The following is a 22,037-nucleotide window of genomic DNA, read 5'->3' as shown; positions in this document are numbered from 1 at the left end:
CCATTTCACCCATTATTCATCCAATTGATTGCCCTCCAGAATCGGATAATCATGCCGATAACTCAACTAACGCAGGGCTGTTTATCGTGAATTCACTCTATACCGCTGAAGGTGTAATGGATAAACACTCGCTGTGGCAGCGTTATGTCCCGCTGGTGCGTCACGAAGCATTGCGCCTCCAGGTGCGCTTGCCGGCGAGCGTGGAACTCGACGATCTGCTACAGGCGGGCGGTATCGGGTTATTGAATGCAGTTGACCGATACGACGCTCTGCAAGGAACGGCATTTACGACTTACGCAGTTCAGCGTATTCGTGGTGCGATGCTGGACGAGCTGCGCAGCCGCGACTGGGTGCCGCGCAGCGTTCGCCGCAACGCGCGCGAAGTGGCGCATGCGATGGGGCAGCTGGAACAGGAACTGGGACGTAACGCAACGGAAACCGAAGTGGCGGAACGTCTTGGCATTGCTGTTGAAGAGTATCGTCAGATGTTGCTCGATACCAATAATAGCCAACTCTTCTCTTATGACGAGTGGCGAGAAGAGCATGGCGATAGCATCGAGCTGGTGACGGACGAGCACCAGCAGGAAAACCCGTTACACCATTTAATGGAAGGGAATTTACGCCAGCGCGTCATGGAGGCTATTGAAGCTCTGCCTGAACGCGAACAGCTGGTGTTGACCCTTTATTACCAGGAAGAGCTTAACCTCAAAGAGATTGGCGCTGTTCTGGAGGTGGGAGAGTCGCGGGTGAGCCAGCTGCACAGCCAGGCCATTAAACGCTTACGAACCAAGCTGGGTAAGTTATAGGTGATTGATTCACCTTAAAAATGCCGCACAACGTATTGACAACCAGGAGTTATCATGACGGTGCAGCAATCTAAAAGACGGCCTTTAAGCCGCTACCTGAAAGACTTTAAACACAGCCAGACGCATTGCGCCCACTGTAACAAGTTACTCGATCGTATCACGCTGGTTCGCCGGGGCGAAATCGTCAATAAGATTGCGATTTCGCGTCTCGACACGTTGATGGACGAAGCAGCATGGCTCGAAGAGCAAAAAGAGTGGGTGGCGCTTTGCCGTTTCTGTGGCGATCTCCACTGCAAAGAGCAAAGCGACTTCTTCGATATTATCGGCTTCAAGCAGTTCCTGTTTGAACAAACGGAGATGAGCCACGGCACCGTTCGCGAATATGTCGTTCGCCTGCGACGCCTTGGGCAACATCTGACCGTAAACAATATTTCTCGCGATCTGCTGAAAACCGGTTATCTGGATGAAAATCTGGAGCCGTGGCTGCCTGCGACCAGCACCAACAACTACCGAATTGCGCTGCGCAAGTATGCGCAATACAAGGTACAAATGCCGGGTGCCATAAAGCAGAAAGCCCACGCCGGAACAACTTCTGATATATATTAAAAAAGAATAAGATGTAGCGCAGTCGCCTTTGACGTGGCAGGCGATTTCTCTACACTACGTAAAAATTCCACTATATCGGGGTATTTATGAAATTTGCACTTCTGGGTCGTCAGGCGCTGATGGGTGTTATGGCCGTTGCGCTGGTTGCGGGCATGAGCGTGAAAACGTTCGCCGCAGAAAACCTGCTGAATAAAGTAAAAGAGCGCGGTACGCTGCTGGTCGGGCTGGAAGGAACCTATCCTCCGTTCAGCTTCCAGGGCGATGACGGTAAGCTGACCGGTTTTGAAGTGGAGTTTGCTGAAGAGCTGGCGAAGCACCTCGGCGTTAAAGCGTCACTGAAACCGACCAAATGGGACGGTATGCTGGCGTCGCTGGATTCCAAACGTATTGATGTGGTGATTAATCAGGTAACCATTTCTGACGAGCGTAAGAAGAAATATGACTTCTCTACGCCGTACACCGTGTCCGGTATTCAGGCGCTGGTGAAGAAAGGCAACGAAGGCTCCATCAAAACGGCTGCGGATCTGAAAGGGAAGAAAGTCGGTGTCGGTCTGGGTACCAATTACGAAGAGTGGCTGCGCCAGAACGTGCAGGGCGTGGATATCCGTACCTATGATGATGACCCGACGAAATACCAGGATCTGCGCGTGGGCCGTATCGACGCCATTCTGGTTGACCGCCTGGCCGCGCTGGATCTGGTGAAGAAAACCAACAATACCCTGGCGGTAGCGGGTGATGCGTTCTCTCGTCAGGAATCCGGCGTTGCCGTTCGTAAAGGTAACGAAGACCTGGTCAAAGCGATTGATTCCGCGATTGCTGACATGCAAAAAGACGGCAGCCTGAAGGCGCTCTCCGAGAAGTGGTTCGGTGCAGACGTCACCAAATAAGTCTTTTGACGTAAAAAAAGGCGCTTTTAAAAGCGCCTTTTTTATTTCTTACGCGTCTGCGTGCATAATGAAAAATATCACATTTTGTCTGAGTTACCGGAGAACCCATGCCACTACAGAATTTAACGCGCTTTCCCCGCCTGGAGTTTATCGGCGCGCCAACGCCGCTGGAGTACCTGCCGCGATTTTCTGATTATTTAGGCCGCGATATTTTTATTAAGCGTGATGACGTGACGCCGATGGCGATGGGGGGCAATAAGCTGCGCAAGCTGGAGTTTCTGGCGGCCGACGCACTGCGCGAAGGCGCGGATACGCTCATTACCGCCGGGGCTATCCAGTCCAACCACGTTCGTCAGACGGCGGCAGTGGCGGCAAAGCTCGGACTCCACTGCGTGGCATTGCTGGAAAACCCGATTGGCACGCGGGCAGAAAACTATCTCACCAACGGTAACCGCCTGCTGCTGGACCTGTTTAACGTGCAGGTTGAGATGGTGGATGCGTTGACCAACCCGGCCGCTCAGCTTGACGAGCTGGCGACGCGTCTGGAAGCGCAGGGTTTCCGCCCCTACGTTATCCCCGTCGGCGGCTCGAACGCCCTGGGCGCGCTGGGGTATGTGGAAAGTGCGCTGGAAATCGCGCAGCAGTGCGAGGGCGCGGTGAGCCTCTCCTCCGTGGTTGTCGCGTCCGGCAGCGCGGGCACGCATGCCGGGCTGGCGGTGGGGCTGGAACAACTGCTGCCGGACGTCGAGCTGATTGGCGTGACGGTGTCCCGCAGCGTCGCGGACCAGAAGCCAAAAGTGGTCACTTTACAGCAGGCGGTAGCCGCGCAGCTCGAGCTGAAGGCAAAGGCCGATATTCTGCTCTGGGACGACTATTTTGCGCCGGGTTACGGTACGCCTAACGAAGAGGGCATGGAAGCGGTGAAGCTGCTGGCGCGCCTCGAGGGGATACTGCTCGATCCGGTCTATACCGGCAAAGCGATGGCCGGACTGATTGACGGCATTGCGCAGAAACGCTTTAAGGATGAAGGGCCGATTTTATTTGTCCATACCGGCGGGGCGCCTGCGCTGTTTGCCTACCATCCTCATGTCTAAAAATCAGGTCGAAAAATAATAATGCAAGAAAGTATTCAACTGGTTATTGATTCTCTGCCGTATCTGCTGAAAGGTGCGGTATTTACGTTACAGCTCAGTATCGGCGGGATGTTCTTCGGCCTGGTGCTGGGATTTGTGCTGGCACTAATGCGCATGTCACCCGTCCTGCCGGTACGCTGGCTGGCGCGTTTTTATATCTCCGTGTTTCGCGGCACGCCGCTTATCGCCCAGCTCTTTATGATTTACTACGGTTTGCCGCAGTTTGGTATCGAGCTGGATCCGATTCCGGCAGCGATGATTGGTTTGTCGCTCAATACCGCGGCGTACACCTCAGAAACCCTGCGAGCAGCGATCTCCTCCATTGACAAAGGGCAGTGGGAGGCGGCGGCCAGTATCGGGATGACGCCATGGCAGACGCTGCGTCGGGCCATTCTGCCGCAGGCGGCACGCGTGGCGCTTCCACCGCTGAGTAACAGCTTCATTAGCCTGGTTAAAGATACGTCCCTGGCGGCAACGATTCAGGTACCGGAACTGTTCCGTCAGGCGCAGCTCATTACTTCGCGCACGCTTGAAGTCTTTACCATGTATCTGGCCGCCTCGCTGATTTACTGGGTGATGGCGACGGTGCTGTCTGCTCTACAAAACTACTTCGAAAACCAGCTTAACCGCCAGGAGCGTGATCCAAAATGAGTGCTATCGACGTCAAAAACCTGGTGAAAAAATTCCACGGTCAAACGGTGCTCCACGGTATCGATCTTGAAGTCGAGCAGGGTGAAGTGGTGGCGATTATCGGACCGAGCGGTTCGGGAAAGACGACGCTGCTGCGCAGTATTAACCTGCTAGAACAGCCGGAAGGCGGCACCATTCGGGTAGGGGACATAACGATTGATACCGGGAAATCCATTAGTCAGCAGAAAGGGTTAATTCGCCGCCTGCGCCAGCATGTCGGCTTCGTTTTCCAGAACTTTAACCTCTTCCCGCACCGTACGGTGCTGGAGAACATCATCGAAGGACCGGTTATCGTTAAAGGTGAGCCAAAAGAGGAAGCGACTGCGCGGGCTCGTGAACTGCTCGCCAAAGTTGGGCTGGCGGGGAAAGAGACCAGCTATCCGCGCCGTCTGTCTGGCGGACAACAGCAGCGTGTGGCGATAGCGCGCGCGCTGGCTATGCGCCCTGACGTGATCCTTTTTGATGAACCGACCTCTGCGCTCGATCCGGAACTGGTGGGTGAGGTGCTGAACACCATTCGCCAGCTGGCGCAGGAAAAACGGACGATGGTGATCGTGACGCACGAAATGAGCTTTGCACGCGATGTTGCTGACAGAGCCATCTTCATGGATCAGGGGCGGATTGTGGAGCAGGGGCCGGCGAAAAGCCTGTTCGCTAACCCTCAACAGCCGCGAACCCGTCAGTTCCTTGAAAAATTCCTTATGCAGTAGCATTTTCGCACTAATTTGCTCCAGAAATTTAGGCTGGAGCAAATTATTCTCCCTTCGGGGGCTGTCGTTTGTTTTTTTATTCCATCCAGCTCGGAAAAACCTTATCAATAGCAAAGTTAATTGTGCTATTGCCGATATTTTGTAGTTAGAAAAAAGTTTTATGTGTTAGGTTATATTCACCATAATAATGATTATTTTTTCAGAGGCTTCATTTAGTAAGTATGAAGGATTCAGACTTTTTCACCTGGCGACGGGATTGCTCCCTCCGGTTTCAGGAATTGACCTGTGTCGACGAGGTATATCAGGAATTACAGCGACAAACTCAGACGCTTGAATTCGATTGTTACGCGCTCTGCGTGCGCCATCCCGTGCCGTTTACCCGGCCTAAGATCTCTGTGCATACCACTTACCCAAAGCAGTGGATGGCGCAATATCAGTCCGCGAACTATTTCGCTATTGATCCCGTCTTAAAACCAGAGAATTTCATTCAGGGTCATTTACCTTGGACAGACGCATTATTCGCGGACGCGCAGGAATTATGGCACAGCGCGCAGGACCACGGTTTACGCGAGGGAATAACACAGTGTCTGATGTTGCCTAATCATGCGCTTGGCTTCCTGTCTGTTTCTCGTACTAGTGTACTGGAAGGGCCTTTTGCCCGTGAGGAAATAGAACTGCGGTTGCAAATGCTGGTGCAAATGGCCTTAACTTCTCTGGTGCGTTTTGAAGATGAGATGGTCATGCCACCCGAAATGAAATTCAGCAAACGCGAGCGCGAAATTCTGAAATGGACTGCGGAAGGGAAGACGTCAGCGGAAATAGCGATCATTCTCTCTATCTCTGAGAATACCGTTAACTTCCATCAGAAAAATATGCAGAAGAAATTCAATGCGCCTAACAAAACCCAGATTGCGTGTTACGCGGCGGCAACGGGGCTGATCTGACAGGATAATACGTTCTGCGTGACAGACGAGGGAACGGCTGAATGCACTGCATCCAGCCGTTTTTTGTTACTGGCGGTAGGCTTGTTTGATTTGCTTAACGGTGTTAGCAAATACCGCAGATTCAGCCTGGTCTTCCATCTCCGCGATTTGTTTTTCCATTTTAATGATCACACGACCGGCATCAGCCTGGCCCATCGCCTGCAGCATCAACGTTAGCAATGCTTTCAGGCAGTTTACTTCCTGTGCCAGTTCCTGGTTATTCTCCGCAGTGGCAAATTCAGGTGTGCTCATTTATTTTCCTCATTATTAAACGGCGCTAAAGCGCGACGACGAAAGTCAAGGCGGCGGAGTATACCACAAGCTGAAGCAAAAAATGCAGTGGTTGTTTTTTGTACTTTTACGTGGATGTTTAATTGCGTAAACAGAACGTACCGGTAAACTTAACCGCCGTTAAAGGCTATTAATTGTTTATGCCCGGCACGCTTGCCGTTAATTATTGTTACAAAAATTTGAGATCTGTTTTTTTGCAGGAAAAGCCTGCAAGTTTTTTGTAACTTTTTGAATACAGATGCTTAAAAAAAGCTGCAAAAGCCCTGAATGCATGGTCTCTCTTTCCACGGACTGTACAGCCTAATTTCCAAAAACGAGAGCAAAATCGAATAGCCGGTTTTTTAACGTTTTAATCTTGCGAGGAAAACCGTTAATATAAACCAAATTATCACTCAGTAGCGTTATCCCTATTCTGGAGACATTTCCTTTGATCAACGTCCTTCTTGTTGATGACCACGAACTGGTGCGCGCAGGGATACGACGCATTCTTGAAGATATTAAAGGTATTAAAGTTGCCGGTGAAGCGTGCTGCGGCGAAGATGCGGTAAAATGGTGCCGCACAAACTCGGCCGATGTGGTACTGATGGATATGAACATGCCCGGTATCGGTGGTCTTGAAGCAACACGCAAAATCGCGCGTACCTTTGTTGATACCAAAGTCATCATGCTGACCGTGCATACCGAAAACCCACTGCCCGCTAAAGTGATGCAGGCGGGCGCAGCGGGCTACCTGAGTAAAGGTGCTGCGCCGCAGGAAGTCGTCAATGCAATCCGTTCCGTGTTTGCCGGACAGCGCTACATTGCATCCGACATTGCTCAGCAGATGGCGCTGAGTCAGATCGAGCCCGAGAAAACCGAATCACCGTTTGCCAGTTTGTCCGAGCGTGAATTGCAGATTATGCTGATGATCACCAAAGGTCAGAAGGTAAATGAGATCTCGGAACAGCTGAATCTTAGCCCGAAAACGGTGAACAGCTATCGTTACCGGATGTTCAGTAAACTTAACATTCATGGCGACGTTGAACTGACGCACCTGGCCATTCGGCACGGTTTGTGTAATGCGGAGACGTTGTTAAGTCAGTGAGTGATGTGTTCGATTCAAAAGCATTTCTGAAAACCGTAACCAGCCAGCCTGGCGTCTATCGCATGTATGACGCTGGCGGTACGGTTATCTACGTGGGGAAGGCAAAAGATCTTAAAAAACGCCTCTCCAGCTATTTTCGCAGTAACCTGGCCTCCCGTAAGACCGAAGCGCTGGTCTCACTCATTCAGAATATTGATGTCACCGTCACGCACACCGAGACAGAAGCGCTGCTGCTTGAGCACAACTATATTAAGCTCTACCAGCCGCGCTATAACGTCCTGCTGCGTGATGATAAATCCTACCCGTTTATTTTTCTGAGCGGCGACACCCATCCGCGCCTCGCCATGCACCGCGGTGCAAAACACGCTAAGGGCGAATACTTCGGGCCGTTCCCTAACGGCTATGCCGTGCGTGAAACGCTGGCGCTGCTGCAAAAAATCTTCCCGATCCGCCAGTGTGAAAACAGCGTTTACCGTAACCGCTCGCGCCCGTGCCTGCAGTACCAGATTGGACGCTGCCTGGGGCCCTGCGTGGAAGGGCTGGTAAGTGAAGAAGAGTATGCCCAGCAGGTGGATTATGTGCGCCTGTTCTTAGCCGGAAAAGACGATCAGGTCTTAACGCAGCTGATCGCGCGGATGGAAAAAGCCAGCGCCGCACTTGAGTTCGAAGAGGCCGCGCGTATCCGCGACCAAATCCAGGCGGTGCGCAGAGTCACTGAGAAACAGTTTGTCTCGAATACCGGTGACGATCTTGACGTCATCGGCGTAGCCTTTGACGCCGGGATGGCCTGCGTGCACGTGCTGTTTATTCGCCAGGGCAAAGTGCTCGGCAGCCGCAGCTATTTCCCGAAAGTGCCCGGTGGTACAGAACTGGGTGAAGTGGTGGAAACCTTTGTCGGCCAGTTCTATCTGCAGGGAAGCCAGATGCGCACGCTGCCTTCTGAGATCCTGCTCGATTTTAACCTTGACGATAAAACCCTGCTGGCCGATTCGCTCTCTGAACTGGCGGGCCGTCGGGTCAATGTACAAACCAAACCGCGCGGCGATCGCGCGCGTTATCTGAAGCTGGCGCGAACCAACGCGGCGACGGCACTCACCACTAAGCTGTCGCAGCAGTCGACGGTGCACCAGCGCTTAGCGGCCCTGGCGACGCTGCTGAAGCTTCCGGAAGTGAAACGGATGGAGTGTTTCGACATCAGTCACACGATGGGGGAACAGACGGTGGCGTCTTGCGTGGTGTTTGATGCGAATGGCCCACTGCGCGCCGAGTATCGCCGCTATAACATCACCGGGATCACGCCGGGCGATGACTATGCGGCCATGAATCAGGTGTTGCGTCGTCGCTATGGTAAAGCCATAGAGGAGAGCAAAATCCCGGATGTGATCCTGATTGACGGTGGGAAAGGGCAGCTCGGCCAGGCGAAAGCGGTATTTGAATCGCTTGATGTCAGCTGGGACAAAAACCATCCGCTGCTGCTGGGTGTCGCAAAAGGGGCCGATCGTAAGGCCGGTCTGGAGACACTGTTCTTCGAGCCGGAAGGCGAGGGCTTCAGCCTGCCACCGGACTCCCCGGCGCTGCACGTCATCCAGCATATTCGCGATGAATCACACGATCATGCCATCAGCGGTCACCGCAAAAAACGGGCGAAGGTGAAAAATACCAGTAGCCTGGAAACGATTGAAGGCGTGGGGCCAAAACGTCGCCAGATGCTGCTGAAATATATGGGCGGATTGCAAGGATTACTCAACGCCAGCATGGAGGAAATTGCAAAAGTGCCGGGTATTTCGCAAGGGCTGGCAGAAAAGATCTACTACTCGTTGAAACATTGAGGGCTCTGTAGCAACATAGAGCTAAATTTTACTGACAACAAATAGTTACCGTCACTATGCAATATAATATCCCTACGTTGCTCACTCTCTTTCGTGTTGTACTCATCCCGTTCTTTGTACTGGCATTTTACCTGCCGGTTGTCTGGGCACCCTTTGCCTGCGCGTTGATCTTCCTTATCGCAGCGGTAACAGACTGGTTTGATGGCTACCTGGCGCGCCGCTGGAATCAAAGCACCCGTTTCGGCGCCTTCCTCGATCCGGTGGCGGACAAAGTGATGGTCGCGATCGCCATGGTGCTCGTGGCCGAGCACTATCATACCTGGTGGGTGACGCTGCCTGCGGCAACCATGATCGGCCGCGAGATCATTATCTCTGCGCTGCGCGAGTGGATGGCGGAACTGGGGAAACGCAGCAGCGTGGCGGTCTCCTGGATTGGTAAAGTGAAAACGACGGCGCAGATGGCGGCGCTGGTCTGGATGCTCTGGCGTCCGAACGCCTGGGTTGAGTGGGCGGGGATTGGCCTCCTGTGGGTGGCGGCAGTGCTGACGTTGTGGTCAATGCTGCAATATTTGAACGCTGCGCGCGGGGATTTGCTGGATCAGTGATCGTTTCGCCGTAATTTTCAGCAAACGATCCAGGGATGCAAAAAATAACGTTGACTCATAACGTCATATCAGTAGAATGCAACGCATCGAACGGCGGCACAGCAAGCCGGACGATAATGAAATCAAGTGGTTAGATGTTTACTTGATGACATGCGGGAATAGCTCAGTTGGTAGAGCACGACCTTGCCAAGGTCGGGGTCGCGAGTTCGAGTCTCGTTTCCCGCTCCAGATTAAAGACATGCGCAGTAGCGGGTGTCAGTTTGAAAAGTTTTACGGCGCGTTAGCAAAGCGGTTATGTAGCGGATTGCAAATCCGTCTAGTCCGGTTCGACTCCGGAACGCGCCTCCACTTTCTTCCCGAGCCCGGATGGTGGAATCGGTAGACACAAGGGATTTAAAATCCCTCGGCGTTCGCGCTGTGTGGGTTCAAGTCCCACTCCGGGTACCATGGGAAACAAAGAATAATCAAAGCAATAAGCAGTGTCGTATAAACCACCGAAAGGTGGTTTTTTTGTGCCTGAAATCCGCCAGTCAAACCCCGCCCAGATACGCCTTCCTCACCTCCTGATTTCCCAGCAGCTCTTCGCCGCTGCCGCTCAACCGGATCTGCCCGTTCACCATCACATACCCACGGTCGGAAAGCTTCAGCGCGTGATGCGCATTCTGCTCCACCAGAAAGATGGTCATGCCGTTGCGGGCCAGCTCGCGCAGCGTCTGGAAGATCTGTTTCACCACAATCGGGGCTAAGCCCAGGCTGGGTTCATCCAGCAGCAGCAGCTTAGGACGGCTCATCAGCGCCCGGGCGATCGCCAGCATCTGCTGCTCCCCACCGGACATGGTCATCGCGCGTTGCTTGCGCCGCTCTTTAAGGCGAGGGAAGAGGTCAAACATGGTTTGCATATCCTCAGCGGCAAACTGGCTGCCGATGGGGATGGTCCCCATCAGCAGGTTCTCTTCAACGGTCATATCCGGGAAGATTCGTCTGCCTTCCGGCGCCTGCGCAATGCCGCCGGACGCGACGTAGTGGGTGGATTTATGGCTGATATCTTCACCACTAAACAGGATCTGCCCGCTGCGGATACGGGGCTGGCCGAAGATAGACATCAGCAATGTCGATTTGCCCGCGCCGTTTGCGCCAATCAGCGCCACGGTTTCCCCCTTATTCACCTCGAGTGAGACATGCTTCAGCGCCTGAATGACGCCGTAAAACACATCCACCTCGCGAAATGCCAGCAGCGGTTCGCTCATAGGGTGACCTCGCTTTCATCCGTACCTAGGTAGGCGGCAATGACCTTTTCATCATGCTGGATCTGCTCGGGTTTTCCCCTGGCAATAACATCCCCGTGGTCGAGCACGATAATGTCGTCCGAAATTTCCATCACCATCCCCATATCATGCTCAATCAGTAATACCGTGATGTCATGATGATCCCGCAGAAAACGAATAATGCTGCTGAGCTTATGCGTTTCAACCGGGTTCAGCCCGGCGGCGGGTTCATCCAGACAGATCATTTCCGGCCCGGTGCACATTGCTCGCGCAATTTCCAGACGCCGCTGCTGGCCGTACGACATCTCTCCCGCCAGGCGGTTGGCGCACTCCACCAGATCCACCACTTCCAGCCAGTAGAAGGCCCTGTCCAGGGCGTCGCTTTCCGCCCGCCGGTATGCCGGCGTATTTAAGATTCCGGCGAGCAGATTGCGGTTAACGCACATATGCTGCGCGACCAGCAGGTTTTCCACGACCGACATCTCGCGAAAAAGACGGATATTTTGGAACGTGCGCGCCAGCCCTGCGCGGTTGACCAGATGCGTTCCGCCGAACATTTTGTAGAACAGACGCTGCCCGAACTGCGCGGGGTTAATCCAGTCACCCGGCTGGAATTTTTGTCCGAGGACCTGAATAACGTTGGTCGTTTTGTTGCGGGTATTAAATAAAATGTTGCCGCCGGAGGCTCTGTAGAAGCCCGTCAGACAGTTAAACACGGTAGTTTTTCCCGCCCCGTTTGGCCCAATCAGGGCGGTAATTGAGCCGCGCTGTACGTCCAGATTGACGTCGTTTAGCGCCTTAATCCCGCCGAAGTGCATCATCAGATGTTCAACGCGCAATATCGTTCCGTTCATGGCGCTACGCCCTTACGCACGGCAAACCCGCTGCGGTTAATGCGGATCAAACCGCGTGGACGCCAGATCATCATCACCACCATGAGCATGCCAAACAGCAGGACGCGGTACTCGGCAAAACTGCGCAGCAGTTCCGGCGTGACCGTGAGCACAAAGGCGGCAAGCACCACGCCTAGCGTAGAGCCCATACCGCCCAGCACCACAATGGCGAGGATCAGCGCCGATTCAAAGAAGGTAAAGGAGGTGGGATTCACGAACCCCTGATAGGTGGCGAAGAACACTCCGGCAATGCCCGCGGTCGAGGCGCCCAGCGTAAAGGCCGACAGCTTAACCAGAACATGATTTAACCCCATTGATCGGCACGCTATTTCGTCTTCACGCAGGGCTTCCCACGCCCGACCAATCGGCATCCGCGTCAGGCGGTGCTTGATATAGAGCACCAGCATCACCACCAGGAACAGCACCGCGTAGATAAAAATAAACTTCATGTTCGGGTTGTAGGTCAGGTGGAAAAATTCGTGGAAGGGCACGCCGCCTTCTTTCGCGCGTCGCCCAAATTCCAGGCCGAAAAAGGTGGGGGGAGGGGCCGAGACGCCGTTTGGGCCGCCGGTGAAGGTCAACCAGTTGTTCAGTATCAGGCGAATGATCTCCCCGAACCCGAGGGTGACGATGGCCAGATAGTCACCGTGCATGCGCAGTACCGGGAAGCCGAGCAGGGCGCCTGCGGCGGCGGCCATGATGGCCGCCAGCGGCAGCATGCTCCAGAAGCCTAAGCCGAGATACTGGTATCCCAGCGCCAGACCGTAAGCGCCAATTGCGTAGAACGCGACATATCCCAGATCCAGCAGGCCGGCCAGACCCACGACGATATTCAGCCCCAGGCCGAGAAGCACGTAGATCAGCCCGAGAATGGCGACGGTCAGCACATATTTAGTGGCGACAAATGGAAAGCAAATCGCAAGAGCAATCACCAGAGGAATAATCCAGCGCATGCGGCTTTTATATTCCGGCGGCCGGACATATACGCCCGCGCTATCGGCTTCGAAGCGCGCCTGAAAACGGGCGCCCGCGGCGGTACCTAAAAAAGCGCTCAACAGAAAACGCCCGAGCATGACGGTGCCGACCATCCAGGCCAGCCGCTGCCCGGCGAAGTTAAAGCTGTATCCGTCCAGCACCACGCCCGCAATGGGGCCGAAAATAATCAGCGCAATCAGCCCGGAAAAAATCGCGTCCTGGATGCAGCGTTTAAGTGAAAAACCGTGTGATGTCATCATTCTCTCCCTCACACTTTGGCCACAATCGGGCGCCCAAGCAGCCCCTGAGGACGGAAAATCAGGATCATGACCAGCAGGCCAAACGAGAAGACGTCTTTATAGTCCGAATTCACCATGCCCGAGAACTGGGCTTCCGCCACTCCCAGGATAAGGCCACCGAGCATGGCGCCGGGGAGGGAACCGATGCCGCCGAGCACCGCTGCAGTAAAGGCTTTAATGCCGATCACGAACCCGACGTAGAAATCAAAGGTGCCGTAATTCATGGTGATCAACACCCCCGCCAGACCAGCCATCGCCGCGCCGATGACAAAGACCAGCGAAATAATCCGGTCGGTGTTAATCCCCAGAATGGAGGCCATCTTACGATCCTGCTGGACCGCGCGGCACATCCGGCCCAGCCGGGTATGGTTGATAACCCAGGTGAGCACCAGCATCCCGGCAAACGAGGCAACCAGGATAAACACTTTGGTGTAGGTTATCTGCACGAACCCGTCGCCCAGATGCAGGCGAATCACCCCGTCCAGCATGGTTGGCACCCCTTGCTGACGCGGACCCTGGCTCAGCTGCGCGTAGTTTTGCAGGATAAGCGACATTCCGATGGCGGAGATCAGCGGTGCCAGGCGCGTGGAGTTGCGCAGCGGCTTGTAGGCGATACGTTCGATGGTCCAGCCGTACACCCCGGTGACCACGATGGTGAACACCAGCGTCCCAAGGATCAGCAGCGGGAACGACTGCAGACCGAAGAACGAGAGCAGCGCCAGGCCGATGGCGCAGAGATAGGCGGAAATCATATACACTTCGCCGTGGGCGAAGTTGATCATCCCAATAATGCCGTACACCATGGTGTAGCCGATGGCGATTAAACCGTATACGGAGCCCAGCGTTAAGCCATTAATTAACTGTTGCAGGAAGAATGTACTCATCTTAGCGCGCTCGTTTTATAGGCTGCGCGAAGCGCGCAGCCTGATGTTTATTACGCGCCGGCGGGCAAACCCGCCGACGTTGAGCGTGACTCCGTCCCGTTACTGCACTTCCTTATATTTTCCTTTGTCGTCCCACTGGTAAACCACGTAGTCAGACACTTTCAGATCGCCTTTGCTGTCCCAGGCTTTTTTGCCCATCACCGTGTCGACGGAATTGGCTTTCAGCCACTCGCTGGCTTTGGCAGAGTCCTTGCCACCGGTGGCCTTGAAGGCCGCGGCTATGGCCTGTACGGAGGCATAGGAGTAAAGGGTGTAACCTTCCGGCTCGAATTTACCAGCGCGGAATTTCTCGATAACCGCTTTACCGTCCGGGATAAGGCGCGGATCTTTACCGAAGGTCATGTAAATGCCGTTGGTGTATTGCGGGCCACCCGCGGCGGTCACCATCTCTTCGTTGACAATACAGTCGCCGGAGAAGAATTTCGCCTGCACGCCCTGTTCACGCATCTGGCGAACCAGCGGGCCGGCTTCCGGGTGACAGCCACCGAAGAATACGACGTCCGGTTTTTGCGCGCCGATCTTGGTCACCAGCGCGTTAAAGTCTTTTTCACCGCGGGATAACCCTTCATACATCACATCCTGAACCCCGCGTTTAGCCAGCGCCGCTTTGGTGGCGTCAGCCAGGCCCTGACCATAGGTGTCTTTATCGTGAATGATGACCACGCGTTTGGCTTTCAGCTTGTCGATGATGAAGTCGCTGGCAACCTGACCCTGCTGGTCATCGCGTCCGCACATGCGGAACATATCGCTCATGCCGCGTTCGGTGATCAGCGGGTTAGTTGAGCCTGGGGTGATGGCGATAATCCCCGCATCGCTGTACACCTCGGAGGCGGGCATGGTGGAAGAGGAGCAGAAATGGCCGACCACGGCGTTGACTTTATCCTGGTCAACTAAACGGTTGGCGACGGCGACGGCCTGCTTGGGCTCGCAGGCGTCATCCCCCTGAACCAGTTTGATCTTCTCGCCGTTAATGCCGCCTGCGGCATTAATGTCTTCAGCAGCCTGCGTTGCGCCATGCCAGTACTGATCGCCATAGGTCGCATTGGGACCCGTGAACGGCCCGGCCACGCCAATCACAATATCTGCCCGGGCGGAAAACGCCGTCACCAGGCAACCGGCCAACACAAGAGAAAGAGGAGTTCTGATAAATTTCAGCGACATTATTATGTTCCTTAGCAAAGAGGTTTTTGCACCACGGCGTAAACCCGAACGCCCGACGGCGCAGCCAATCCGAAACACGAGCAAGAACAAAATGCACTAAACGAACAAGATACAGATGGCATCCTGCATATTACGGCGAGATTTCCCTGCACAGAGGCGCACGAAGAACGTTAAGCAAAAACGTTGCCAGAATGGTTAACCCATTGACGAGCTTGCGACATGTTTGAGTATAGAGCGCCGCGTTATGCCGCCTTGCGGGAGGAGAAGAAATTACAGCGGAGATCACATATCGTTAACAATAAAGCCCATAAGTTGTGCAAAGGTCACGGTTTGCACGTTTTTGCAGCAATAAAGACCTAAACTTCAGCCCGGAGAGGCGTGAGATATGTGTTAGGATCGTTTCCTTTTTTGCAGGAGTATCAGCGATGACTGAAGGCCCATTGAATGAAAGCGAGATGGCGTGGCTTGAAGAGACGTTAATGTCTTACGGTCATGATGACGCGTCCGTGATTGACGTGTCCGAACTGGACGGCATGCTTACCGCAGTGCTTTCCGGTCCTGTTGTCGTTGAGCCAGATGCCTGGCTGGTGGCGGTGTGGGGTGGCGAGAAGTACATTCCGCGCTGGAAAAACGATCGTGAGATGAACCGTTTTATCGATCTCTGCTTTAAGCACATGAACGATATTGCCGAGCGCCTGAGCGAGTACCCGGATCAGTTTGAACCGATGTTCGGTTATAACGACGTGGACGGTGAGAGCTATACTGTGGTGGAAGAGTGGTGCTATGGCTATATGCGCGGCGTGGCGCTGACGGACTGGTCAGCCTTGCCGGAAGCCCTTAAGGCCGATCTTGACGTGATTGCCCTGCACGGGACGGAAGAGAACAGCGAGAAGCTGGATGAACTGTCCGAAGAGGAGTACATCGCCAGCATCGAAAGCATCCAGCCTGCGGCGCTGCGCCTGTATAACTACTGGGTAAACAACCCGCAGCAGCCGGAAGCGAAGAAGCCGACGGTGAACGGCACGAAGGTCGGGCGTAACGATCCGTGTCCTTGCGGCAGCGGGAAGAAGTTTAAGAGCTGCTGTTTGCACTGAAACATTTTTGTGGCTTTGGTTCGTTCACCTTAAGACCAGTAGAAGGTAATACGTTCTTAACCTGTGAACGAGATAAGGGGCCGTCGAGGCCCCTTATATGGCAAGGCGTATCAGACCGTGAATAAGCTGAATGTCTATTGTTGCTCATCGAATATCTTTGATCTCTACACCCCGAAGTGCTTAGTTGTATTCTTGGATTGTCATATATCTTTCTGGTATTTATTTTATCTTTTCATTTAATTCATGAATGTTTATTTTGCGTTTATTTGTGCGTTGAATAAATTAAATCCTTTATCCCTTTCTGTGAAATAAGGTTTTAATGTTCGGTCTCCAGGCGTATATTTTGATTAATCTTATCGGTTGATCAAAAGGATAATTGACGATGGCAGGACAATCAGACACGGTTCAATATCAGGATACACTTAATCGTTATTTACTTTATTTTCCCAGAAATAAAACCGTTTTATCTGATGTTCTCTCGTTTTGCGGGGAAGAAGAACTCAGTAAACCTTATCGTTATACTATTCGCTTTACCAGCCCAACACCGAACATCGCGGTTAAAGACGTCCTTAACCAGATGGCCGAGTTTATTCTGCGTGCCCCGAATCCGAGAGCAGGCTGGCATCATCAGGATCCCTGGCTGCCGGTGCGGCAGATAAATGGCGTAATCACGTCATTTTCCCGTCTGAAGTCGTCCGCCGATGAAACGCTGTATGAATGTGTGCTGGAGCATGAACTGGCGCTGATGGACCGAAATTACCGTTCGGCCGTGTACATGGACATGACCGTGCCTGAGCTCGTCACGAAGTTAATGAAGGACAGCGGGTATTTTCAGGGTTACAACATCGATTTCGACCAGCTGGGCTTCAGCTATCCGCTGCGGGAAATGGTTATCCAGTGGAAAGAAACCGATCTTCAGTTTATCCGCCGCCTGCTGGCCGAAGTCGGGATCTGGTTTCGCTTTGAAAATCACGACAAGGTACCGGCCGAAACGGTGGTGATTTTTGGTGACGGGGGCCGTCGCTACGTTTTCAGCGATAAAAAGCTGCCATACGTCCGTCATTCGGGCATGACCAGTCATGAAGAGTACGTTACCGAGCTCGAAGAGCGCTACCAGCTCATTCCCGAAAACGTGCTGGTCCGCACCTACAACTATCGCGATCCGTTTTCTCCGCAGGCGGATAAAACCCTTACCGACAACGACATTCCTGACGGGATAACCCGCGGCAAACAGTACCACTACGCCGATCATTTTCTGAGTGAAGGCGACTTTTATGGACAGGAGGCGGAAACGGCTACGTTTTACGCGCGCCTGCGCTATGAGCGTCTGCTGAACAATCAGAACGTGCTGGGGCTGACGACCAGCGATCCGGAACTGCTGCCGGGCGTGATGTTTAACCTGACAGGAGATATTCCTGCCGGGTTTAAGCCCGGATTCGTTGTCACCACGATGACGCTCTCCGGCAGCCGCGCGGAGCACTATCGCGCCGTCCTGAAGGGCATTCCCTATCTGCACGGCTACAGCTACCGTCCGGACTATCTGCCGCGTCCGGTGATAGCCGGAACCGTGCCCGGCCGCGTGGCGGCCATTAATCGCGATCCCACGTATGCTGGCGTCGATGCGCAGGGCCGCTACCGCGTGAAGTTTGATTTTGACCTTGATGAAAAACGTGACGGCTTTGAAAGTGCGCTGATGCGTCTGGGCAGACCGTACGGCGGGGATGTGTTTGGGTTTCACTTCCCGCTGCTGGACGGGACGGAGGTGGCAGTCGCCTTTGAAGGCGGCGACCCGGACAGGCCGTATATCGCGCACGTCATGCATGACGGCAGCCATCCGGATTTGGTCACAAACCGCAACGATACCCGCAACGTGATCCGCATGGCCGCCTCGAACAAAATCCGCCTTGAGGACCGCCGGGGTGAGGAACATATCAAGATTTCCACGGAGCACGGCAAGGGACAGGTCAGCGTCGGCCACCTGGTCGATGCCACGGGGAAAAAACGCGGGCAGGGCGTGGAAGCCCGCACCGATGACTGGATGGCGCTGCGTGCCGCCAAAGGGGTGCTCATTACCACAGAGGCCCAGCCCCGCGCGCAGGGCCAACAGCTGGATATGACGGCCGCCATCGCGCAGCTGGAAAAAGCATTGTCGCTGGCGATGACGCTGCAACAAAGCGCCTTAACCGCCGGTGCCGGGAATGTGGATACCGATCAGCAAAACCAGCTGTCCCGGGTGCTGAACCAGCTGACAGGGCCGGGCATTCTGGCGTATGCCGAAAAAGGTACCGCACACGTCACCCCGCAGAGCCTGCAGCTGTCCGCCGGGAAAGACCTGATCGCAACAGCAGGACAGGATGCCAGCATGAACGTGGTGAAAAAATTCTCGCTGGCCGTGGGGGAAAAACTCTCGCTGTTCGTCCGCAAGCTCGGCATCCAGATGATTGCCGGTGCCGGGGATATCACGACGCAGGCCCAGCGTGGTGCCATGCACATGCTCTCGCAGAAAGATTTCACGATGGCGAGCACCGCCGGGCAGCTGAACGGCAGTGCCAAACAGGGCATACAGCTGGTCTGTGGCGGCGGCGGGATCCGAGTCAGTCCGAACGGACTGGTCACCATCTTCTCGCCAACGGGAATCGAACTGAAAGGACCCAACCTTAAGTATGACGGTCCGGAAAGCGCGCAGGTCACGGTCCCGCCGTTCAATAAGGGCGCATTCAAATTCCGCTACCAGCTGCACGCCGGAGATGACCCGGAACAAATTCTCGCAAACAAAAAATTCAGGCTGACCAGCTCGGCCGGAAACGTGGTTGAGGGCGTTACGGACAGCAACGGTCATTCATCGTTACTCGATGCCGATGACCTGGATACCTACAAAATGGAGTTACTGTAATGACGGAAGCGAGGAAAAGCCCGTATGCGCCACGGGTAATATCAGAAGGGGATATTCCTGTACACAGGGATTTGGGGGAAGTTGCTCAGACCTGCCGTGTGGGCGTACCGCGCCCGATGCCGGGGATCGTTATTCTGGTCCACGGCGTGAATGATGTAGGCGAAGCGTACCAGAACCAGGAGAAGGGCATTATCGCGGGCCTGAGTAAACGTCTTGGCCGCACAGACTTTTACACCCATGAATGGGGGGAATACAGAATCACCCGTCCCGGCCGTTCACCGGTTATCCCGTTTTACTGGGGGTATAAGCCCGTCACCCATGCGGATTATGTTGCAGATCAGAAGCGGTACCGGGATGAAGTGGGTAAGCTGAAAGACCAGGCTCACCTGCCGTACGATGCCTATCAGGAAGATAACGCTGATAAAAAAGCCGATCTGGGTAATGACGGAAAAGGCGCGTATAAGTACCAGAACGATAACTTTGGTAATGCGCTGGAAGCGAACTTTGCCAAAGGGGGCGGCACCTTCGCGAACGCCACAACCAATATTCCCGACATGCTGGGGCCGGGGGCGGGAGGTGTGGCTCTGGCGGCTGCGGGATTTGCATCACTGCATATGAATCACGGGGATTACACTCATCCCATCTATGAAAACCCCCACCGGATTTACCAGTTTTTTGCCGCTCAGCGCCTCGCTGATTTGATTATTCAGATCCGCCAGACGCAGGAAACCCGTGACGATGTAATCAATATCGTGGCGCACAGCCAGGGAACCATCATAACCATGCTGGCAAATATGTTGGTCAAGCAGGCAGATTATGAGCCGGTGAACTGTGTCATCCTGAATCATTCCCCGTATTCACTGGAATCCCGCACCGCGGAAAATATTCAGCCCGGCCATCACCAGACAGATAAAGCCCGGCAGGATACGTTTAAAAATTTCTGTCGGCTGATGGCAACGCATTACAAAGGCGGTGTGCTTGATGACGCTGCGCTGAAGGAAATGGAAGGGACCTGCACGCTGCGTAAACCGTCCGATAATCCATTACGTAAAAACGTTATGTTTTGCAGGGATAATAACGGGAAAGTCTATAACTACTTCTGTCCTAATGATGGCGTCGTGTCTCTGGCAAACGTTCAGGGTTTTGGCTGGCGGGGCATCCCCAAAACTATCGCTGGCGATATTCCAAATTTATATCAGCGGGTCTTTTACCAGCATGGTGAGGTAGGGCTGGCTCCGACAGGAAAAGAGTTTACTTTGCCTGCGCGCATGACGGGGGATGCGGCTTACAGCGGACCCCTTAACACCAATTATCCTGCTTCGGGATCTGGCGTGATTGTGAACGGGGAAGAATTGCCGGAGACGTTTATCTTTGCACTCCAGGGGCAGAATAATCATCTCAACAACGATAAGAAAACAAGCGATAAGCCTTACACCGCTGGCATCGAGCCGCACAGCCCAGATGCCTACATTTCGTATTCTGCAAAAGCCCATTCCATCAAACTGACGGAGAGCGCCACGTATGCCGTGAGCCGTTACCAGGGCGTTAGCTGGAGTCCCGGCCATATACTGACAGACGATGAGCTGCAGGTCGAAACACTCGGGATGAAAGAGCGTATCGGGTATGACACCAGGGTGATTCGTGGGGTGGTGACAGGAACGAAGGACTTTCTGAACGTCACGCTGACCTGGCTTCGTCCCCGCGACGAACTGGAAAAGGAATGGAAGAGCGCAGATCCAGTCAGTTACAGCCAGCATTCTTCTATCGTGGCGAGTGAGTGCGTGCCGTCTCATGCGATGGCGTTTGACCTGGCAATCGGCCAGTGCCGGGCGTTCGACTATAAAGCGGGTAAATTCTGGGAAGACCTGTTGCACCGTGCCGACTGGCGCGATCCGCAGAATGGATACCAATTTGCGAAGGATTATTTCAAAACAGGACTACTCAACGAACAACATACAAAAAACTACATGAACAAACCTGATGAGGTTTTACCTAGAGGTGAATTTGGCGTGCTAAATCAATTTAACAACGCCACAACCGTAAAACCGTCACGCGATTTATCAGCTGGTAATCAGGAAATAGCAAATTTGCAATGGGATATGCCTAAGTCAAAATCTGACGGTGATCTGGGAATAGTGAAACAAAAATCGTGGTGGGAATAATGACAGGGGGACAAGCATGAATATAAACCACACATTAGGCATCGTCTTAACGGCGATGCTGGTAATTTCTGGTTGCCATGCCAAAGGGACGCCAACGCAGGTTGTATACCGTTTCGATGACCATCGCTATCTGGAGCTGAAGGGATGGGACTGTGAAGGAGAACTCTGGTATGTCGATGCTAAAAAAGGCATTCATTCGCAAATAGCCAGTCAATTTTATCGAATTTTCACGAAAAAATTTGTGCATCCTTCAGAACGCTATATTGCCATACCCTGGTGGGGGAATGTAACGGGTGGTTTTTCAGTATCGAAAGACTATGGGCAAACGTGGGTAAAAGGTGGTGCATCAATGTCACCGGGAGAAAATGAACCTGATGGAAGTAATGCCCCTTATTACGACGACGTTCTTTCTTTCACTGTCGTCAACGATCAGGGTTTTTTACAGACGAAACACCGGCTGTATATGTCGTCAAAACCGTTTGATGACCCGCGTATTTTGCCTGGAGGGGCGGGCATTCAATATGAGCTTGAGGATGGAACAAAAGGAGATATAAAACCCGGAACTGCGGGGTGGGCCTGGGGAATAGTTTATATGACTAAACAAGGGCTAAAAGATACCGTTCAGGAACTTCAGACCAGTTGGCAAAATCAGCCTGACAAAGTACCGGAAGTAAAAGGCTACACCGGCTGGGATCATATGCGTTGCGATATGGATGCGGGGCGATAA

20 protein-coding genes, 3 tRNA genes and 1 pseudogene are annotated in these 22,037 nt (G+C 53.7%); 17 read left to right on the top strand and 7 right to left on the bottom strand.

The window, feature by feature from the left end; genetic code table 11:
- Positions 1-86 precede the first annotated feature (86 nt).
- From LA04_RS16170 to sdiA, 7 genes are all read left to right on the top strand, one after another.
- Complete coding sequence (locus tag LA04_RS16170) at positions 87-806, top strand: RNA polymerase sigma factor FliA (protein WP_014170714.1); 720 nt, start codon at positions 87-89, stop codon at positions 804-806.
- Between the two features lie 54 nt (positions 807-860).
- Positions 861-1,412 (top strand): flagella biosynthesis regulatory protein FliZ, encoded by a 552-nt coding sequence (gene fliZ, locus LA04_RS16165; RefSeq protein WP_008500339.1) that lies wholly within the window; start codon positions 861-863, stop codon positions 1,410-1,412.
- 86 nt (positions 1,413-1,498) lie between these two features.
- On the top strand, positions 1,499-2,299 hold the full coding sequence (gene tcyJ, locus LA04_RS16160) for a cystine ABC transporter substrate-binding protein (protein ID WP_047652374.1): 801 nt from the start codon (positions 1,499-1,501) through the stop codon (positions 2,297-2,299).
- 107 nt (positions 2,300-2,406) lie between these two features.
- Positions 2,407-3,393: a D-cysteine desulfhydrase gene (dcyD, locus tag LA04_RS16155; RefSeq protein WP_047652373.1), complete on the top strand. Its 987-nt coding sequence runs from the start codon at positions 2,407-2,409 to the stop codon at positions 3,391-3,393.
- A gap of 21 nt (positions 3,394-3,414) precedes the next feature.
- Positions 3,415-4,083, top strand: coding sequence for a cystine ABC transporter permease (gene tcyL, locus LA04_RS16150; RefSeq protein ID WP_028019576.1), 669 nt, complete (start codon positions 3,415-3,417; stop codon positions 4,081-4,083).
- Positions 4,080-4,832, top strand: a complete 753-nt coding sequence (gene tcyN / locus LA04_RS16145; RefSeq protein WP_047652372.1) for an L-cystine ABC transporter ATP-binding protein TcyN — start codon at positions 4,080-4,082, stop codon at positions 4,830-4,832. The genes tcyL and tcyN overlap by 4 nt, the downstream gene beginning before the upstream one ends.
- 221 nt (positions 4,833-5,053) lie before the next feature.
- Entirely contained in the window at positions 5,054-5,776 is a 723-nt protein-coding gene (gene sdiA, locus LA04_RS16140) for a transcriptional regulator SdiA (protein ID WP_047652371.1), read from the top strand.
- Between the two features lie 66 nt (positions 5,777-5,842).
- Here sdiA and LA04_RS16135 read toward each other — a convergent pair whose 3' ends face one another.
- Positions 5,843-6,067: a DUF2594 family protein gene (locus LA04_RS16135; protein WP_008500345.1), complete on the bottom strand. Its 225-nt coding sequence runs from the start codon at positions 6,065-6,067 to the stop codon at positions 5,843-5,845.
- A 25-nt stretch (positions 6,068-6,092) separates the two neighbouring features.
- A pseudogene (locus tag LA04_RS25300) lies at positions 6,093-6,161 on the bottom strand (hypothetical protein); the annotation flags it as partial.
- A 372-nt stretch (positions 6,162-6,533) separates the two neighbouring features.
- Here LA04_RS25300 and uvrY point away from each other — a divergent pair.
- The 6 genes from uvrY to LA04_RS16105 all read left to right on the top strand — a co-directional run bounded on the left by uvrY (position 6,534) and on the right by LA04_RS16105 (position 10,071).
- A complete protein-coding gene (gene uvrY, locus LA04_RS16130; protein WP_013096026.1) occupies positions 6,534-7,190 on the top strand; it encodes a UvrY/SirA/GacA family response regulator transcription factor in 657 nt (218 codons plus the stop codon).
- On the top strand, positions 7,187-9,019 hold the full coding sequence (gene uvrC / locus LA04_RS16125; RefSeq protein ID WP_029741944.1) for an excinuclease ABC subunit UvrC: 1,833 nt from the start codon (positions 7,187-7,189) through the stop codon (positions 9,017-9,019). Before uvrY ends, uvrC begins: the two co-directional genes overlap by 4 nt.
- A 56-nt stretch (positions 9,020-9,075) precedes the next feature.
- The gene (gene pgsA, locus LA04_RS16120; RefSeq protein ID WP_008500348.1) at positions 9,076-9,624 is read left to right on the top strand and encodes a CDP-diacylglycerol--glycerol-3-phosphate 3-phosphatidyltransferase; all 549 of its coding nucleotides are present in this window, start codon (positions 9,076-9,078) and stop codon (positions 9,622-9,624) included.
- A gap of 152 nt (positions 9,625-9,776) precedes the next feature.
- Positions 9,777-9,852: transfer RNA gene (locus LA04_RS16115), tRNA-Gly, on the top strand.
- Between the two features lie 46 nt (positions 9,853-9,898).
- Positions 9,899-9,972: transfer RNA gene (locus tag LA04_RS16110), tRNA-Cys, on the top strand.
- Between the two features lie 12 nt (positions 9,973-9,984).
- Positions 9,985-10,071 (top strand) — tRNA-Leu (locus LA04_RS16105).
- Between the two features lie 83 nt (positions 10,072-10,154).
- Here LA04_RS16105 and LA04_RS16100 read toward each other — a convergent pair.
- From LA04_RS16100 to LA04_RS16080, 5 genes are all read right to left on the bottom strand, one after another.
- Positions 10,155-10,871 carry an ABC transporter ATP-binding protein gene (locus LA04_RS16100; protein WP_047652370.1) on the bottom strand — a complete coding sequence of 239 codons (717 nt, stop codon included), beginning with the start codon at positions 10,869-10,871 and terminating at the stop codon, positions 10,155-10,157.
- Complete coding sequence (locus LA04_RS16095) at positions 10,868-11,743, bottom strand: ATP-binding cassette domain-containing protein (RefSeq protein ID WP_047652369.1); 876 nt, start codon at positions 11,741-11,743, stop codon at positions 10,868-10,870. Before LA04_RS16095 ends, LA04_RS16100 begins: the two co-directional genes overlap by 4 nt.
- Entirely contained in the window at positions 11,740-13,014 is a 1,275-nt protein-coding gene (livM, locus tag LA04_RS16090; RefSeq protein WP_047652368.1) for a high-affinity branched-chain amino acid ABC transporter permease LivM, read from the bottom strand. The genes LA04_RS16095 and livM overlap by 4 nt, the downstream gene beginning before the upstream one ends.
- An 11-nt stretch (positions 13,015-13,025) precedes the next feature.
- A complete protein-coding gene (locus LA04_RS16085; RefSeq protein WP_047652367.1) occupies positions 13,026-13,940 on the bottom strand; it encodes an ABC transporter permease subunit in 915 nt (304 codons plus the stop codon).
- A gap of 99 nt (positions 13,941-14,039) precedes the next feature.
- On the bottom strand, positions 14,040-15,161 hold the full coding sequence (locus tag LA04_RS16080; protein WP_023312277.1) for a branched-chain amino acid ABC transporter substrate-binding protein: 1,122 nt from the start codon (positions 15,159-15,161) through the stop codon (positions 14,040-14,042).
- 425 nt (positions 15,162-15,586) lie between these two features.
- Between LA04_RS16080 and LA04_RS16075 the strand changes: the two genes are divergently transcribed.
- The 4 genes from LA04_RS16075 to LA04_RS16060 all read left to right on the top strand — a co-directional run bounded on the left by LA04_RS16075 (position 15,587) and on the right by LA04_RS16060 (position 22,037).
- Positions 15,587-16,255, top strand: a complete 669-nt coding sequence (locus LA04_RS16075) for a YecA/YgfB family protein (protein ID WP_047652366.1) — start codon at positions 15,587-15,589, stop codon at positions 16,253-16,255.
- A 382-nt stretch (positions 16,256-16,637) separates the two neighbouring features.
- On the top strand, positions 16,638-19,148 hold the full coding sequence (locus LA04_RS16070) for a type VI secretion system Vgr family protein (RefSeq protein WP_047652365.1): 2,511 nt from the start codon (positions 16,638-16,640) through the stop codon (positions 19,146-19,148).
- Entirely contained in the window at positions 19,148-21,310 is a 2,163-nt protein-coding gene (locus LA04_RS16065) for a T6SS effector phospholipase Tle3 domain-containing protein (protein ID WP_047652364.1), read from the top strand. The genes LA04_RS16070 and LA04_RS16065 overlap by 1 nt, the downstream gene beginning before the upstream one ends.
- Before the next feature lie 16 nt (positions 21,311-21,326).
- A complete protein-coding gene (locus tag LA04_RS16060; RefSeq protein WP_047652363.1) occupies positions 21,327-22,037 on the top strand; it encodes a T6SS immunity protein Tli3 family protein in 711 nt (236 codons plus the stop codon).

Origin of the sequence: Enterobacter sp. UCD-UG_FMILLET (genome assembly GCF_000762975.1) — a bacterium.
GTDB lineage: Bacteria > Pseudomonadota > Gammaproteobacteria > Enterobacterales > Enterobacteriaceae > Enterobacter > Enterobacter dykesii.
Note: the sequence above shows the minus strand (reverse complement) of the source record. Positions and strands in the feature narration are given on the sequence as shown.